The 17,381-nt window shown below is 41.3% G+C and carries 9 protein-coding genes and 1 pseudogene; 4 read left to right on the top strand and 6 right to left on the bottom strand.

The window, feature by feature from the left end:
- The first annotated feature begins 208 nt into the window (after positions 1–208).
- Positions 209–2,758 carry a TonB-dependent receptor domain-containing protein gene (locus tag ACM5QX_RS02595; protein WP_414752258.1) on the top strand — a complete coding sequence of 850 codons (2,550 nt, stop codon included), beginning with the start codon at positions 209–211 and terminating at the stop codon, positions 2,756–2,758.
- A 564-nt stretch (positions 2,759–3,322) separates the two neighbouring features.
- The gene (locus tag ACM5QX_RS02590) at positions 3,323–3,655 is read left to right on the top strand and encodes a hypothetical protein (RefSeq protein ID WP_414752257.1); all 333 of its coding nucleotides are present in this window, start codon (positions 3,323–3,325) and stop codon (positions 3,653–3,655) included.
- A gap of 47 nt (positions 3,656–3,702) precedes the next feature.
- Here the strand turns inward: ACM5QX_RS02590 and ACM5QX_RS02585 are convergent, their stop codons facing one another.
- From ACM5QX_RS02585 to ACM5QX_RS02560, 6 genes are all read right to left on the bottom strand, one after another.
- Positions 3,703–4,032 carry a DUF2103 domain-containing protein gene (locus ACM5QX_RS02585; protein ID WP_414752256.1) on the bottom strand — a complete coding sequence of 110 codons (330 nt, stop codon included), beginning with the start codon at positions 4,030–4,032 and terminating at the stop codon, positions 3,703–3,705.
- Positions 4,033–4,037: 5 nt separating this feature from the next.
- Positions 4,038–4,364, bottom strand: a complete 327-nt coding sequence (clpS, locus tag ACM5QX_RS02580; protein ID WP_011319596.1) for an ATP-dependent Clp protease adapter ClpS — start codon at positions 4,362–4,364, stop codon at positions 4,038–4,040.
- Between the two features lie 168 nt (positions 4,365–4,532).
- Positions 4,533–6,563 carry an FAD-dependent oxidoreductase gene (locus ACM5QX_RS02575; protein WP_414752255.1) on the bottom strand — a complete coding sequence of 677 codons (2,031 nt, stop codon included), beginning with the start codon at positions 6,561–6,563 and terminating at the stop codon, positions 4,533–4,535.
- A 163-nt stretch (positions 6,564–6,726) separates the two neighbouring features.
- On the bottom strand, positions 6,727–6,903 hold the full coding sequence (locus tag ACM5QX_RS02570) for a hypothetical protein (protein ID WP_153228495.1): 177 nt from the start codon (positions 6,901–6,903) through the stop codon (positions 6,727–6,729).
- A gap of 592 nt (positions 6,904–7,495) precedes the next feature.
- On the bottom strand, positions 7,496–13,300 hold the full coding sequence (locus ACM5QX_RS02565) for an AAA family ATPase (protein WP_414752254.1): 5,805 nt from the start codon (positions 13,298–13,300) through the stop codon (positions 7,496–7,498).
- Between the two features lie 245 nt (positions 13,301–13,545).
- Complete coding sequence (locus tag ACM5QX_RS02560) at positions 13,546–16,311, bottom strand: zinc-dependent metalloprotease (protein WP_414752253.1); 2,766 nt, start codon at positions 16,309–16,311, stop codon at positions 13,546–13,548.
- Positions 16,312–16,701: 390 nt separating this feature from the next.
- On the opposite strand from ACM5QX_RS02560, the pseudogene ACM5QX_RS02555 reads away from it, so the two are divergent.
- Positions 16,702–16,803, top strand: a pseudogene (locus ACM5QX_RS02555) (pentapeptide repeat-containing protein); the annotation flags it as partial.
- A 150-nt stretch (positions 16,804–16,953) separates the two neighbouring features.
- Positions 16,954–17,325 (top strand): DUF3011 domain-containing protein, encoded by a 372-nt coding sequence (locus ACM5QX_RS02550; RefSeq protein WP_414752252.1) that lies wholly within the window; start codon positions 16,954–16,956, stop codon positions 17,323–17,325.
- Positions 17,326–17,381 lie beyond the last annotated feature (56 nt).

Here is a 17,381-nt window from a genome sequence, read left to right as displayed (position 1 = left end):
TCAAGACTTATTCGCTTCCATCATGTAGATTTTTTGTGCTTAAGTCATACCTTTTTGATACTTTTATGCAATAAACTACTTGTGCAACTCCTGAAATAGTTATATTTTAATAAAATCAAGAACTATTGCTAATGCAAGTCAATAATAACTGGCGATGGATTGTGTCACTAGCCATAATCCAGTCGCAACTTTTAGGTGTGAAGTGAAAATGAAACCCGGAAAAATCCTTTTTCTTCTCTTGCTCACAGGCTTTGTTTCGTCGTTTATCAACCATCCTGCAAATAGTCAGGAAGCTCCATCCCCTACACCACTCAATACACAATCACCAGCACCTAACGCTCAGGAATTAACGCAAGTAACTGGTGTGAGAGTTGTTCCGACTGCTCAAGGTCTAGAGGTGATATTAGATAGTACAGCCGCCGAAAAATTGCAGGTATCAACGCAAAATCAAGGCAATAGTTTGATTGCTGATATCACTAACGCTCAACTCAATTTGTCTGGGGAAAACACATTCAGCCAAAATAACCCAGTCACAGGCGTAACTACTGTGACTGTGGTTAATCAAAATGACAATACAATCCGGGTGACTGTGACTGGAGAGAAAAGCCTTCCCAAATTTGAGCTATTTGATAGCGATACAGGTTTAATTTTGGCATTCACCGCAACTGAAGTAGCTCAAGATTCCCCCGCCGAAGCGGATGAACCAATTGAACTGGTGGTGACAGCAACGCGTACCGAAACACCAATACAAAATGTCCCGCGTTCCATCACCGTTATTGACCGCGAACAAATCGCCGCACAAGCCAGCACTTCTCGTAACCTCATAGAAATTCTGGGGAAAACAGTTCCTGGTTTAGCACCACCAGCTCAAGGTGCTAGTAATTTTGGTCTAACTCTCAGGGGAAGGAATCCCCAGGTTTTGATTGATGGAGTTCCCCAATCGACAACTAGAAATGCGTCGCGGGATTTGCGGACAATTGACGCGGCGGCGATTGAAAGAATTGAAGTAGTGCGCGGCCCCAGTGCAATTTATGGTGATGGTGCAACAGGGGGTGTGATTAATATCATCACCAGGCGACCGTCTGAAGAAAAATTAACCTCCCGGACAGAAGTTGGTGTGAGTGCAGCGTTAGGTAATTTGTCAGGGGACAGTTTTAGCACCAACCTACAGCATTTTATCTCGGCAAAACAAGATAACTTTGATTTTACCTTTAACTTTGCAGTAGCTAAAACTGGTGGCTTCTTTGATGCTCAAGGCGATCGCATTCCCTCTGATCCTAATGCCCAAGGTGGCTTTTCTGATGCTTCGAGTATCAACTTATTTGGTAAGTTTGGTGTTGATATAGATACAAATCAACGTCTCCAACTAACCTTTAATCGCTTCGACGAAAAGCAAGATACAGATATTGCGAGTGATCCCAGCGTCAATACTATCCCAGGTAGACAAAAAGCTCGTGCTTTAGAAGGATTGAGTTTAGATGAAAGGCCAGGGAATGAAAACACATTCATCAACCTGCAATACACCCACGACGACTTATTCAATAGCAAACTACAAGCCCAGTTATATTACCGAGATTACCTGACGCGCTTCTTTCCCTTTGACGGGCGTAGCTTTGCTAGTTTGGGTAACGAAATCTTTCAATCGCGGGTGGAGTCAGAAAAGTATGGCGGACGCTTGCAGATAGAAACACCTTTATTTAATCAAGGTGCAGCCAAACTACTTTGGGGTGTAGATTATTCCCACGAAGATACCTCCCAACCTGTCTCTGTATTTGATCAAGCTGCGTTTGTCGCCAGTGGGGGGTTAGCATTTCGTAAAACAGGCGATCGCTCTTGGACTCCGCCTTTAGAATTAAGGAGTCTGGGATTATTTGCTCAATTGAATTGGGAAATAAGCGATCGCTTCGTCTTCAATGGTGGTGTACGCTACGAAAACGCTGATGTGAGTGTCAATGATTTCCGCACCCTAGCTAATCCCAACGTTACTATTGGCGGCGGTGATTTGAACTTTAACGCCACACTGTTCAATTTGGGCGCAGTATACGCCCTTAATCCCCAACTGAGTGTATTTGCTAACTATGCTCAAGGTTTCTCCTTATCAGATATTGGGTTAGCACTCCGCAACGCCCCACCAGGCTTTTCTGTAGAATCCCTCAATCCCGAACCCCAAAAAGTAGATAACTATGAAATTGGCATTCGTGGGCAATGGGACACTGTACAAGCATCACTCTCAGCTTTTTATAACGAGTCCGACTTAGGTACAACTTTCACAGCACCAGGAACTGTCATCCGCGCCCCAGAAAGAATTTATGGTTTAGAAGCAGCCATTGACGCACAACCTAGTTCTACATGGCAAGTTGGCGGGACATTTACCTTAATTGGTGGGGAAATTGACAGCAACAATGATGGCGATTACGAATCATTAGATGGGTTTAGGATTCCCCCATTGAAACTTACAGCTTATGTAGAAAATGAGACTTTACCCGGTTGGCGAAATCGTCTACAAGCTTTGTATTCTGGTAATAGAGAAGTCTTTGGTAATAACAATACGGCCTTTGGTAGGAGACCTGTAGAGAGTTATTTCACTGTAGACTACATCAGCAGTATTAAACTCGGCGCAGGAACATTACAACTGGGATTAGAAAATCTATTTAATAGCCAATATTTCCCCGTAGTTTCCCAATTGCAAGCAAATGATAGCGCTTATGCTGCTGCTAGAGGTAGAACTTTGAGTATTAAGTATTCTTTTGATTGGTAAATTCTTTTCTTGATCAAGAGACTGAGGGAGTCGGAAAACTTGCAAATCTGCACTCCCAAATAAAAACCCCACGGGTGCAGTGTGGGGTTTATAGAGTTAGAATCTAGATATAGTACAATAGTACTATAAAATTTACACATAGGCAAGCATAGGGGTATAAATGCTCGAAACCTTTACACCCCCTACACCCCTATACCCTTACGCCCAGTCTCAACAGAAAATCTGTGTGTATCGGTCTTATCTATTTGGTTAAACAAAAATTCATATAAATAATACCAATTCTCCATGAATTTGCGCCAAATAAATGATGTAGAGACGTTGCATGCAACGTCTCTACCGTACGGAATCAAGTGCATCTATGGCTACGCCAGGCAAGCTACATCAAGAAACGTTATAACTATAAAATTCATCATAATTAAAGAATTTTTTGCTCAATCAAACTAATATATTTATCTTTGCATTTGTTAACAAAAATCGTGGCTTTATATTGCAGTTTGTTACCATTTTGTATGGACTTGAGGAATATTCCTTTAGACTGAATCTCAATGGCAAAAATTGGGATGAATGCAGATGCACGGAGTTAATTTCTTGTGTCATGGGTTTGTAGTTGCTGTATCCTTTGTGGCTTGCATTGCAGGCTTGATATTGCTCTGGGATAGCAAAGGTACAAAAGATGATGAACGAGAAGAAACCGAGAAAATTCTATTTAGAATGAGCTTTAGTTATTGGTTAGTTTATTGCGTGGCATTTGGTCTGGAAAAGATGGTTTTTCCTAACTATGAGCCAATGATGATGACATTGAAAATAACTACAGCTTTGTCATATTTTTTAACTTTTTCTTGTATACTGAGTCTGCCACTACATAGATTTGCAGTACGCCAAGAAATTCAAGATTAGTAGTTAGTCACTAGTCAGATGGACTATTGACTATTGACTATGAAGGGCTACCCTCGTTTGCAGGCGATCGCAATCATCGCTTCCAGTGTATCCTGAGCAAGAGGTGTTAAGATGAACACCTCTTGCACTGTTTTTCCCTGTCGGGCGATAACTTTATAGCCGCCAAGAATAGGAACAGACACACGCAGTTGCATTTTGGGAGAATGGCCTTTAACCCTACCTATAACTCCTGGTGTGATGGTTTGAATGCCATCTTGTTGACACAGGCGTTCTAAAATCGGTATCAGGCCGGGAATGTGGGTAGAATGATTCCAAACTAATCTACCATCCTTTTTACGAGAGACAGGCTTTTGGTGGTCGGCGGAGGATTTACCCATGATAATTAAGCCGCCTCTAGGGGGGCCATTGTTAGCCCAGCCCGACGCAATTGTTGGTGATACAATTCTGCGGGTTCTTGCGGCCCTACCCAAACGATCGCTTGTCCTTCATAATGTACTTGATTAGTCAAATCCCAAGCTAAATCGCCAGTCATACCCGGAATATACTTCACCAAACACTCGGCAACGTGTTGAAAAGTATTAAAGTCATCATTCAACACAATCACCTTGTAATTTGGATAAGACTTGCGGACAGTTTGATTAGACCGTTCAGGAGTGACAGTTGGTGCTGTACTCATGGCGTAAACATCTATCGAAAGTTTTGTAACCATAGAACAGTTAACCAGAGGAATTTTACAAAACTAAACTACAACTAAATAGTTTAGTCCATTGTTAGTGGTCAGTGGTTAATAGTCTAGAGTCCATAGTCAATAGTCCACAGTCCATAGTCCATAGTCAATAGTCCAACCAATGACCAATGACTAATGAGCAATGACCAACTACCGCCAATTTTCCCAATTTTGGTTGAAGATGGAAGTATCAGGGAAAGCTGTGGGATTGCCGTTTTTTTCTAATAGACGCTTCAGGGCTTGCAATTGGGGTTCTGATTTGGGTAAATCGTCTACTAATTGGTAAGGTGCAACTTCATTGTTTAAGGAAAAAGCGGCTACAGTTCCCGCCGCCGCACCAGCAGACCATTCAAAGGAGTGTACGCGATAAGCTGCGGCTGCAATGTGGCTAGTGGCAATACTTTTACCCCCGACTATCAAATTATCAATTTTTTGGGGAATCATTGCCCGTAAGGCGATTTGGAAGGGGTAGGCTTGTCCTGCACCCCGTCGTTCCCCTGGACGTTCTCTATTTCCGGGTGTTTCTGGTGGGCTTTTCTCCATACAAGGGTGGAAATCGATGGCGTAGTGACCAATGCCTACAGCATCAGGGAAAATGGTGGAACGAGTCCGCCGCATCGCTTTATCTGGGGAAACCTGACCAGAAATCACTGAAGTTGCCTCTAAACCTGCTAATGTCGCTCTCAACTGCCGATACATATCGGCTGGCAAGGTTTTGCGGTAATATTCATCGTTATAATTACGACGAGAAATATCGACTTCCCAAATAGTAAAACCTGTAGGTTGTCCCCAACTGGGACGGCCGATGATGCGCCTACCTTCCCGCATATAAGGGTATTTTGATAAGCCATGTGCTGTTCCCATTGGGGAGTCTAACCCGGCTAAAAAGCGGTTATTAGTTTGGGGACGCTTCACACCTTCCCCTAGTTGGGAATCTGTAGTTCCCGCTACTAACCAATAATAGTAAGAGAAGGCTTTTTCTTCGGCTTTGCGGAGGCTTTCGGTTCGTAGTCCCCCCATCCAACCACCTGGTTTTAACTGTCCTGTTCCTTGTAGCTGTTGCCTGGTGTAAACTAAGTTATCTTTGGCAGTACCAGGGCGATAGTCGTTACCCCAAGTCCAGTTCTGCATAGAAATATCCCCTGGTGTGGGGGCAGAAAATCTCACGCCGTTGAAATTGGCAGGTTCTCCCTTCGTCGGACTCCAAATGCGGCGGTAGGTAAAAACTAAACCAAAGTCTGCTAGTCTTGGTAACTCATAGCTGAAATAGGGCGAATATTGTAAATAATATGGGGGCATTTTCTGGGGTTGTGCTTCCTTGGTAGCCTCCATTGCAAAGGTGTAAGTAAAGCCTTGGGTACAATAGGGGTCATTTTTGGCACTGGAGGAAGAAGGTTCCAGAAAGGAACGGGCATCAATACCTAAGCGGTAGGGGACATCAGCTAGGGCGATAATTTCTCCTGTTTCGCTAGCATCTACGATGTACCATTTGGGACTATTTCCTTTAGTTTGTTGGGGAACTAGGCGAATAATACTTTTGGTAAACCGGGATGAGTTGCTATAACGATAAGCATCGTCAATGGTTTGTGATAGGGTAAAGGTGTTGAGGGGTGGTGCGCCTTTAACTGGTTGATGTTGAATGGCGATCGCACTATTAATTAATTTACCCTGAGAAATTTCTAAATCCTTAATTACTGTGTTGGGGAACCATTCCAACTTACCCTTACCCCGTCTTTCTGCATCTTTCAGCAATTGCACCATCACTGTATGGGCATCACGGGGCAGAAAACAGGAATCACTTACCCAACAGTCTCCGGGATTAAGCTTACCGTATTTTTTCTGAATGCGATTACGCAATTCCAAATAGCCGCGAGAATAGAACTGACGTTGGCTTTGCGTGGGTCTTTCATCTAAAGCCGAAGTTCCTTGAGAGGAAATTTGTCCACCCAACCAATCAGTAATTTCTGTTAGGCAAACCCTTCTACCCGCTAATAAACCTTCGTAAGCTGTAGCAACCCCAGAAAGTCCGCCACCCACCACCAAAATGTCACAATTGACCGTTTTATCTGGGGTTCTTGGTGGTGCAGCGACAATTGCAGAATTAGGTATCAGGTAGCCAGAGATTAAGCTGAGACTGATGAGTGATGTCTGGAGACAGGCTACTTTATGTCTGCGCTTCATGATGTGAGAACTCTTTCTACTCTTGTGCGAACTTGTAGACGTTACCATCTTCTAAAGGTTCTCTACAAGAAGGAAGTAGGAGGTGCAAGGGAGAGAAAATTGACAACTGTACAGATGCGGCTAAGCGCATATATGAAAAACGCAGACGCGGTCAATCGCGTCTCTAATGACCAATGACTAATGCAGATTTCGATACTTTCTCTGGTTCGTTTTTTGAAAGCAAAGCAGCAAAATCGTAAATTGTAACTTTTAGCAATGTTTCTATTTCAGGACTTAATACTAGTTCTACTTGCAGTTGTGGTCTACCTAGACCGATCGCTTCTGTAATGTATTGTTCCATATGTATTAATAATGTCTATAAGTGCAACTACCTCAGAATTTTTCACAGATGCACAAGGGAAATTACTCATGCGATCGCTCTCACTCTAGTAAAATAAAATACTGATGTCAACGAGTACGCAGAATTTTTTTCCAAGCACCTTCTAAAATCTACTTGACCAAAGAAAAAAAGGGGCGTTGCTGATTGATGGGATGATTTTTATCGGGCTACGCCCCGCTAACGCTAACACGCATACCGCTAACGCGGAACCCGTACCCCTACGGGGAAGCAAGCTACGCGTTAGCGTCTCCACAGGAGAAGGGTAGAATCGACTTTCAGCTTTGTCGAGAAGTCTAAATTCATCCCGCAAATATGCAACGCCAAAAAAGGATATAAGCCCCTCTCTTACTAATACCAATTTAAAAAAAGAATGCGACAGATACATACAGACATACCCTTATGCTGTTTGACTTTCCTAATTTTGAATTTTGAATTTTGAATTTTGAATTGGTATAAGTTCAGATACCTGCGGTAAGGCGCTTGTGCGTCTATGAAGTAAACCTCCACTCTGACTTAATTCAAACCCCCGGATTTATCTTTTGAACAGTAAAATCTACACGGGTATTTCTATGATAAATTCTGTACCTTCTCCTAAAGCCGAGTTACATTTCAACTGGCCACCGTGGCTTTCCACAACAATTTGTTTAGCTATAGCCAACCCTAAACCTGTACCTTTACCTACACCTTTGGTAGTAAATAAATGGTCAAATATTTTATGTTTAACTTCTTCACTCATACCTTTACCATTATCAGCAATGGAAATTTTCACGGATTTATCTGCTATTGATGTAGTAATTGTGATCTGGTTAGGATGAGATTGAATCTCTTCAAAATTCCGTCCGTGATTCGATTCATCTAATGCGTCAATTGCATTAACTAAAATATTCATAAATACCTGATTTAATTGCCCAGGGAAACATTCTAATTGTGGTAAATTTCCATAGTTAGTTATTACCTTAATTGCGGGACGTTGTTCGTTAGATTTGAGACGATGTTTGAGAATTAAGATTGTGCTATCAATGCCTTCGTGAAGATTAAATGGTACTTTGTAGTCTCTATCAGCACGGGAGAAAGTGCGTAGGGAAGTGCTGATATTTTTTAACCTATCACAAGCTATTGTCATAGAATCCAGCATTTTGGGCAGGTCTTCTATGGTGTATTCCAAATCTATTTCCGACTCGTGATCGAGAATTTCTTCAGTTTTATCGGGTAAAGTTTCTTGATAGATTTTCAAATGTTCGAGAATATCGGCAAAGGTAGGTTTAGCTTGCTTGAGACTAGCAGCAATAAAGCCCAAAGGATTATTCATTTCGTGGGCGACACCAGCCACTAAGTTACCCAAGGCGGACATTTTCTCACTTTGAATGATTTGTAATTGGGCTTGTTGCAAATCCAGTTCAGCTTGTTTGAGATCGCTGATTTCAATCAAAATGCCATCCCATACAATTTCACCATCCTCACCACGTTCTGGCTGAGATGCAGCTTTTACCCACTTGATATTTCCATTAGGTGTAACAATGCGCCATTCATGCTGAAAAGGGGTGAGATTTTTCGCTGACTCGACAACTATTTGAAACGCCTTTGCTCGATCGTCAGGATGTTCAAAATCGCGCAAGCTGTATTTACCTGACATGAAATCTTCTGCTGCTATTTCATAAAGTGTTTGACACCCAGAACTAACGTAAGGTATTGAAGCTGAACCATCAGCCTTAATCCGGATCTGATAAATTATTCCAGGAACATTATTTGCCAGTTTTTGAAAGCGGGCTTCACTGAGCCGTAATTTTTCCAGCGATCGCTCTAACTGTTGGGCATTTTCCTGAGAACGTTGATAAAGTTGGGCATTTTCTAGAGAAATGGCAACTTGTGTACAAAGTAAATTCAATAGTTGGACGCGATCGCTCGTAAATGCCCCTCTCACTAAATTATTTTCTAGATATAAAATCCCCAGCAATTTACCTTGATACAAAATCGGGCTGCACAAAATACTCAAAGGCTTTTGACGGATGATGTATGGGTCATTGGCTAAGGTAGTATCTGTGGTTGCATCCAACAAGACAGCAGTATGTTGACTATGCTTGACTTTGTAAATGAGTTTGTGGGGAATTTCCAGGCTGTCTTCAACGGGAAGACTTGGCAACATAATTGGCTTAGAACCCTGGGTAATTGAACCTTGAATTAATAAATGATTGTCTTGCAACAGCATTAACACACATTTATCAGCCCCAGCATTTTCGATGATGATTTTCAGTAAAGACGAAAGCAGTTTTTCTAGTTCGATTTCCCCAGAGATTGCTTGAGATGCTTTGAGAATTGCTGTTAAATCTAGGGTATCTGAGACGTTGCTACTGCTGCTAGAGACTGAAGAACTACTTTTTGTGACAGTCCCCACGGTGAAGATAGTTTCGTTGGTTGAAAGGGTCGAACGGCTTTGCTGTAATATGGGGGCAAGTAACTGCGGATAGCGTCTTTCTAAATCAGCAACTTTAGCTTTTGCTCCCCATTTGGCATAACAATAATAGGCTTCTTGCACATACCACATGGCAGCTTTTTCTCTACCCCAATCCAGGTAAAATTTTGCTGCTAATTCGTTGGCTAAACCTTCTTCTTGGATATAGCCATTTGCTTTAGCGCCGGCAATAGCGCGATCGTACCTGTCTCCCGCTTCATAGTAATATCCTAAAACCCGTTGTTTTTCTGCCTCAACTAAATACCATTTATGTAAATGATTCATAGGAGCATTTTGTGCAGAATGATGCAGACAAGTTTGATGGGTTGCAATTTGGGCGAGGATTTCAGCCTGCTCTGGCTTTGACTGTGTGCGGAAGATAGCGAGGTATGTCAGGGCTGCGTAAAAGTGAAAAATCGGAACACAAATTAATCCCGATACTGCCATTAAATACAGCTTGATTTGTTTAATGTAGCTCATTGCAGGCGAGTAATTGCCCCACAAGTAAGCTAGCATCAGTTTGGCTATGTAAGCCACAGAGATAGCCGTCAGTTCACTATCTTGGAGGTGCTTAGGAAACATCTGCGTTTCATCATAAGCACTACCAATTAAGCAATCTGGTTGATTGACAGGTTCCCGCAGATTTTTGACTGTCTGCCAAGTTAGGTTTAAATAAACTTGCGGAGAAAATTGTTTAACCTGAGCCAAGGCGGCGCTGTAAGTTGCTAACTCAGATTCGCAAATATCCAATTCCACCCCACTAAATAATCTTACCTGGCTATAACCCACAATGCTGTAGCCAGCACGGAGAAAATCACCAGTATCCATACCAATCCTATAGCTATCTTTCAGTGTTAATGTTGTTGCCTGCAAAGTTTCCCGATGATGCTGAATAAAATCCCCAAACAGATGTAGAGTCATGGATTTATACTCTGGTAAATTGAAACGCTCCAGCAATGAGAGGGCTAATTTACCAAAACTGTAGCCTGTTTCCACTTCTTGCAAAACAGCACACATCACCAGTCCATGAATTGCATACCCCACCGTCGATGTTGGTGTATTTCCGAACTGGAGTGACAAACTCACCATCTTTGCGCTCAGAATCGGTAATAAACCTGGTATTCCCACGAAAATGGGTGAAAATAACCTTCCTAATAGTTGCATTGCTGCCACTGATGTAGGATTAGTCATGACTGGTAGATCAACTAGTTCCCCAATCTGTCTGCTCTGGATCTGGTTAGTAATAGCTTGTAGAGCCTTGGCAATTTCAGCTTCATCAGGTTCACGAGGAAATTCTACTCCTAATTGGGAAAGTGCATCTGTTCCTATGGCGATCGCCTCTAACATCTGGCTCTGGGTTGTTTGTGCCGCAATTTGAATTGTGTAAATTTTCACTTTGTCTAAAATTGTCCGAGCGGATCGCAACACCAGTGCTGCTATCTTTTCCATCTCCTCAAAGTCACCATTGAGATAGGCAACTTCAACGGCCGCAATATGGAGGTTGAGAGCTAATTCATACTGAGTTTGCCAGCAGTTTGTTTGTAGCAACTCAATGCCTAGTTGTAAATACTCCGTTGCGGCGGCATAAGCTGTGGAATTTCTCGCTTTAACTCCCGCTTGTAAGTTGAGTTTAGCTAATGCTTCCCGTTCACTTAGTTGAGTAATTAGCTCTTGTCCTCGGTTCAAGTGTCCGACAATATCAAATAGTTTTTCCTCTTGCTCTATATGAGATAAATTTTGCCGTAGTAATTCTCCAATTTTGAGATGAGTTACTGCTTTTTGATTATTAGGGATGAGAGAATAAGCTGCTTGCTGGACTCGGTCGTGTAAGAATTTATAAGTGAATACTCTTTTGCCATTATCATTAGTTATGCGTTGATGATCTAATAATGTATCTTGTTGATAAAACTTATAAATATTACTAGTTGGTAGGATCAAACCCTCCTGTAATGCTTGCCACAAATCAGTAGCAATTTCTACCTCCGTCTGACCGGAAACAATTGCTAAAATTGATAAATCAAAATAGTTACCAATACAAGCAGCTAATTTCAGCACATCTTGAGTTGATGCAGATAATCTCTGTAATTGAAATACCATAAATTCAACTACATCTGAGGTAAGTGATTGCTGGTTGATTGCCGTAATATCACATTGCCAATATCCCTCAAATAAGTTGAATTGAATCAGATTTTCCTGATGTAATGCTTTGAGAAACTGTGTACTAAAAAATGGATTACCTTGAGTTTTTTGATATACCAGTTGCGAAAGATTCCAAGCTAAAGCTTCTGTACATTTGAGTGTGTCAGCCACTAATTGATTGATGCGTATTTGACTCAGTGGTGTTAAGGTAATTGTATTAATTATTGATGGTAATTTTTTAATTTCACCCAAGGTAAACATTAAGGGATGTGATGGGCTGACTTCGTTATCACGATATGCACCTATTAATAGTAGATATTCTGTGTCAGCAATTAAGAGTTGCATTAAGTTTAATGATGCCAAATCTGCCCATTGTAAATCATCTAAAAATATTACTAATGGATGCTCTTTACTAGTAAAAACTTGGGTGAATTTCTGAAATAATAAATTAAAGCGATTTTGGGCTGCGCTACCTGATAAGTCTTTTGTGGGTGGTTGTTGACCAATAATGAGTTCTAGTTCGGGAATAACGTCAATAATTACCTGTCCATTTTCACCCAATGCCTCTAAAATCTGGACTTTCCATTGCTGAATTTGGCTATTGCTTTCTGTTAATAATTTACCTATTAAATTACGAAACGCTTGGACAAAGGCAGAGAAGGGAATATTGCGTTGAAATTGCTCAAATTTACCTTTAATAAAATAACCACGTTGTCTAACAATCGGTTTATGCACTTCATTGACAACTGCCGTTTTACCAATTCCTGAAAAGCCAGCCACCAGCATCATTTCTGTTGCACCAAGACTGACTCTATCAAAGGCTTGTAGCAACATTTCTATTTGGGCTTCTCTACCATAAAGTTTATCAGGAATGATGAAGCGATCGCACACATCCCTTTGGGCAATTTTAAAACTCTCAATGTTGCCAGTTGCTTGGAGTTGAGATAAACAATTTTCTAAATCATATTTTAATCCCAATGCACTTTGATAGCGGTCTTCGACATTTTTTGCCATCAATTTGCTGACAATTGCTGATAATATTGGTGGGATTTGGGGATTAACTTCATGCGCTAATGGTGCTATTTTGGCAATATGACAATGTACTACTTCCATCGGTTCATTAGCTGGAAAAGGTAACTCTCTTGTGAGTAATTCATAAAAAGTTACACCCAGAGAATAGAAATCTGTCCGGTAATCAATTCCGCGATTCATCCTCCCGGTTTGTTCGGGAGATATATAAGCTAGTGTTCCTTCTAAAACATTGGGGTTAACCAGGGTTTGAGTTTCTCTTGGTAGTAAAGATGCAATACTAAAGTCGATTAATTTAACTTGCTTAGTTTCAGGGTTAATTAATATATTGCTGGGTTTAATATCTTTATGAATAATGCGTTCTTTGTAGAGTATATCTAAGGTGTTACAGAGGGCGATCGCTATTTGTAAAAACTCATCAAGTGACGAAACATAATTCTTAAAAAAATAGTCCTTGAGGGAAATTCCCCCAAAGTCTTCCATTACCAAGATATAACCATTTTGGAACGATTCCAGGCTATAGGTCTGGATGATTCCAGGATAGTTAAGATTTTTAGCAATAGTATACTGGTTGCGGAATTGTACTAGTTCGCTAAAGCTAGGATAATGATTTTTCAACAGTTTGATAACTACGGGTTTGTTATCAGTTTCTTTTACAGATCGGTAGACAAAAGTTCTGGAGCCATCATAGAGTTGTTCATGAACTATATATCCAGGAATACTGACTTGAGTAGCAATCATACTGCGTCCAGGCTAGATAATTTCCTACTTAGTATTCCCAGATCGACAAGTTAAATACCCGACAGCTTAGGGACTTCCAACTAAAAAAATATACAATCACTGTGGTAAGCAGAGGAGGCAGGGGGAGCAGGGGAAGCAGGGGAGGAAGAATACAATGATCATATTTGCTCTGACCCATTGAATAATTTATTTTCTGGAAGTCTCTTATCCACAGTTGATTTTAAATGTGAATACTTGCTTGTGTTTTATTGAGAAAGTAAACCCGCATTCAATGCTTTCGTGATGCGATCGCTCGAAAATTGCAAGTGGGCTAACGTGTAAATATCCCCTTGTCCATCCCATTGTTTTAGTTGGGTGTCAATAGCGTTTTGCAATTGGCGTAATTCATACCAAGCTAGGGTGCTACCGTCTTCGGGTATATCAAGATGATGTAAGACCATTTCCAGCAAGATATCTAAATATTCTCGTTGCAACGAACGGCGGATGCTAGAAATTGGCTGTGGTTCTGCTGTGCTGACAACTTCCGTCCAGATGCCTTGTTGCAAGGTATCGAATAATTCTGGTATGGAAAGAGCTTGTTCAGAGGAGCTTTTCAGTTCTATATCTTGTAAACGATGCAGACGTTCACTATCTAAGAGCGATCGTAAAATAAATCGTTGAAAATTTAAAACACGTTCGTGAATGGGATAGTCAAGGCGGTTGTTAGGTACAGAACTGCCCCAATGTTGCCAACGGGATGGGGCTAACTGATTGAGTAATTTTGGCGAAAAACTAAAAGCATCCTCAGCAAATACATACTCTTGTAACTCTGCCAAAGCTTGACGTTGTTTGCTAAGGGGAACCGGCACAAATGCCCAAGAACTATCATCACTAGCATGAGTCCGGCGGAAGGATTGCCCACCAATATATTTAGAAAGTAGCGCAGCGTTACGAAAATAATATTTCAATACTCGATTAAATAAAACGCGCAAATGACTATAGCTTTCTCCTTTGGGTAGATAATGCTCGTCCAAGCGTTGCCACATGGCGCGGGCGTTATCCATTTGCCATTGCGAATAAACCAGCACATCACTACTCATATCCCAAACATTCGCCAAAGGATTGATATCCCAAATATCTTCATCTGTGGCATAAGATAATTCTGGTTGCGGCGATGCTAAAGCAATTTGCTGTAAAAAACTTCTTTCTACTTCCGGCGTAACTACCTCATCTACTCCATGAGGACTGTATCTATAACCGTACTCAATCGCCCATTCATCATAGGGGCCAATCACTCCGGGAAAATAATCCCCTTGTTCCACTCCCTGGGGTGCAATGTTCACAGGTAGATAGTCCATCACCGAACCCACTAAACCCTTGACGCGAGTAATTTCTCGGTTATTTAATTCTTGCGGCGCTAACATAGTGCTACCGTGAAAGTTGTGGCGCAAACCCAGAGTATGACCAACTTCATGAGCTACAAGATAGCGCAGATATTGATGCACATACTCCTCCATCGTTTCTCTATTAGGTTGAGTATTTTGCAAAAGCGATAACGCCAAAGCCCCCATAGCGGCTTGTTCGGAAGTATTTTGGCTATAGCAGAGTTCGGAGGAATGGAGGGGTGTAGGGGTATAGGGATGGAGGGGTGTGGGGGAAGAATATTTGTTAATATCCCCCTGCTCCCTGCCCCCTGCCCCCCTGCCTCCTGCCTCTCTGCACATATCCCCCAGAGACAAACTATCATTCATCAACGCTTGGTACTCATGCTGAACAGACAGCACCATATTGGCATCGATGATGATATCTGCATCCAAAATTTCCCCTGTGAGAGGGTTGACACGGACTGGCCCTTTGGCAAAACCTGCATCCAGAGAATTGAACCAGCGAATAGTGTTGTAGCGGACATCAGCTGGTTGCCAGTCGGCATCATCTGGCATTTGTCGCACTTCAATAGCGTCGATAAATCCGGCTTTGGCAAATGCTTTATTCCACATCAGTACACCTTCCCGAATCGCTTGGCGGTACTGCTGGGGTACAGCATTTTCAATCCAAAATACTATCGGTTGTTTGGGTACAGATAAAGGTGCATCCGGGTCAGATGGTTCCAGATGCCAACGATTGATGTAACGGACAAAGGATTCTTGTGTGTTGTGATTCGAGAAGTCCTGAAAAGCAGTAATGAAATATCCAACTCGGTCATCGGCTAGGCGGGGAATATAGCCATTGTTTTCTTGAAGTTGGGAAAAACTGTAGTGTACCTTGAGGGTGAGCGCTCGGCTATCGGGTAAGGTAACTAAATTTGCTCCTTCTGGTGAGGAAAAACCATAAACTGCGTCGATTTCTAGATTTTCCGGCAAGCTGTTGACATCACCAAAATAGGATTTGCTTGCTTCTAGGCGATAGTCTGCCTGTAAAGAGTATTTCAATAGAGGTGTTAAGCCAGGGAAATCCTGCATCAGCAAGTCGCCCAAGTTTATGAGTATGCTTTTACTACGTGAATCAATGCTGTTGATGGGTAGTGAATAAAGAACTGAGTCGCTAAATGAGCGAGCAAGCGATCGCTGTTCTGGTAAACTTGCTTCTGTACGGAATTTAACATTACGCACTACAAAATGCAAATTATTATTGACTCGCTGAAAATAGAACAGGTAATCAGCCAGGGGTGAACCACTATAAATACCGCTTTCCCCAATACCTGATTCTAAAGTCACCGTGGCTAAGTAGTTTTTATTTAATTGTTCTGGCTTAATTTCTAAGAAAATATCCCCAAAATTTTCCTGACCATAAAGAGTAAAAAGCCCTTGTACTTTCTTTATTCCTTTGACAAACTCACGAAATCGCCAAAAATCTTCCTGTGGTTTCTCCCCAAGATTATTTTCGGCAACAGTTAAGTTTTCTACTACTGGATATGTGTTTAATTGCTCTAATTCAAGGCGTGTCAGTTGCTCGGCTCTTACATAATTAGTATTGAGTAAGAAACTGTATAGAAAGGCTACAAATATTACTAACCTAGTTAACCAGTATCTCATCCTTTAGTTTTCTGCCTGAAGCGTTTTTATTTTAAGAAAATGTAGATTAATTCATCATTTGTCAGATGTACAAACACTTAAGTGATATTCATGAATTACAGGTAACTAAGTTTACTTGAGTCAAAGAACATTGCTAACCCAAAAATGGTGTGCGATTTGAATTTTGTGAGCGTTATTCTGCAATTTTTCATTTATAAAATAAAATTGATTATTCAGGAATATTTATTTCTTAAGACAGATATTTTATAAGCCCCAAGATAGATGTATCAGAAGTATATCTGCATTGAATGTGAAAAAATGTAATGGATGCTACGCTGAAAAGCTGATAAATTGTGAAGAAAGCAGTAAGCGATCAGCATCCCTCAGGAAATGTAGAAATTTTCAGATGTTAAACTCATCAACGCCGAACTCTACAATGCTGATGTAGAAAGCGTTGTTCTGGCTAATACTGTTTTAAGGGGAGCTATTTTATACGGTGCTTATTCTAGATAAAACTAGAAAACCATGACTTTAATCACAACTACATTCGTGACTTTTGACCTATTTAGCCATACAAATCTAGTTTTATGATTAACAATGGCTTGGATTTAGCAGGCCAAAACTAATTTTATTAACATTTTATTTACGGAGCATAAATTTACTATGGCCTTCCGTCTTCCCGTAATAGCTACTGCTTTTATGGTTACCAGCATCAGTATTGGTGCAATGTTGAGTGTTGCTCCCCCTGCCTCAGCTCAACAAATCATAACTTGTGAGAGTCAAAATAATCGGAGGAACGTTTGTATCGCACCCTCAACAGGTAGAGTGAGGTTGGTTAGGCAGTTGTCTAATGCTAGCTGTAGAGGAAATTGGGGTCAGAACAGAAATCGTATTTGGGTGAGAAACGGTTGTCGAGCCGAGTTCTCAGCTGTTAATTCTAGATATGGCAGAGGTGGCAGGTATAACAGAGATACCCGATACAACAGAGACAGAGACAGCAGATACAACAGAGACGATAGGTATAACAGATGGTAGCTCGGCGTTGCATAATAGAGGGATGAATTGAGGTCATCTACTGTGCAATGTCCATA

Origin of the sequence: Anabaena sp. CCY 9910, from assembly GCF_963920875.1 — a bacterium.
GTDB classification, from domain to species: domain Bacteria; phylum Cyanobacteriota; class Cyanobacteriia; order Cyanobacteriales; family Nostocaceae; genus Trichormus; species Trichormus variabilis.
This window is presented reverse-complemented; position numbering and strand designations above follow the sequence as displayed.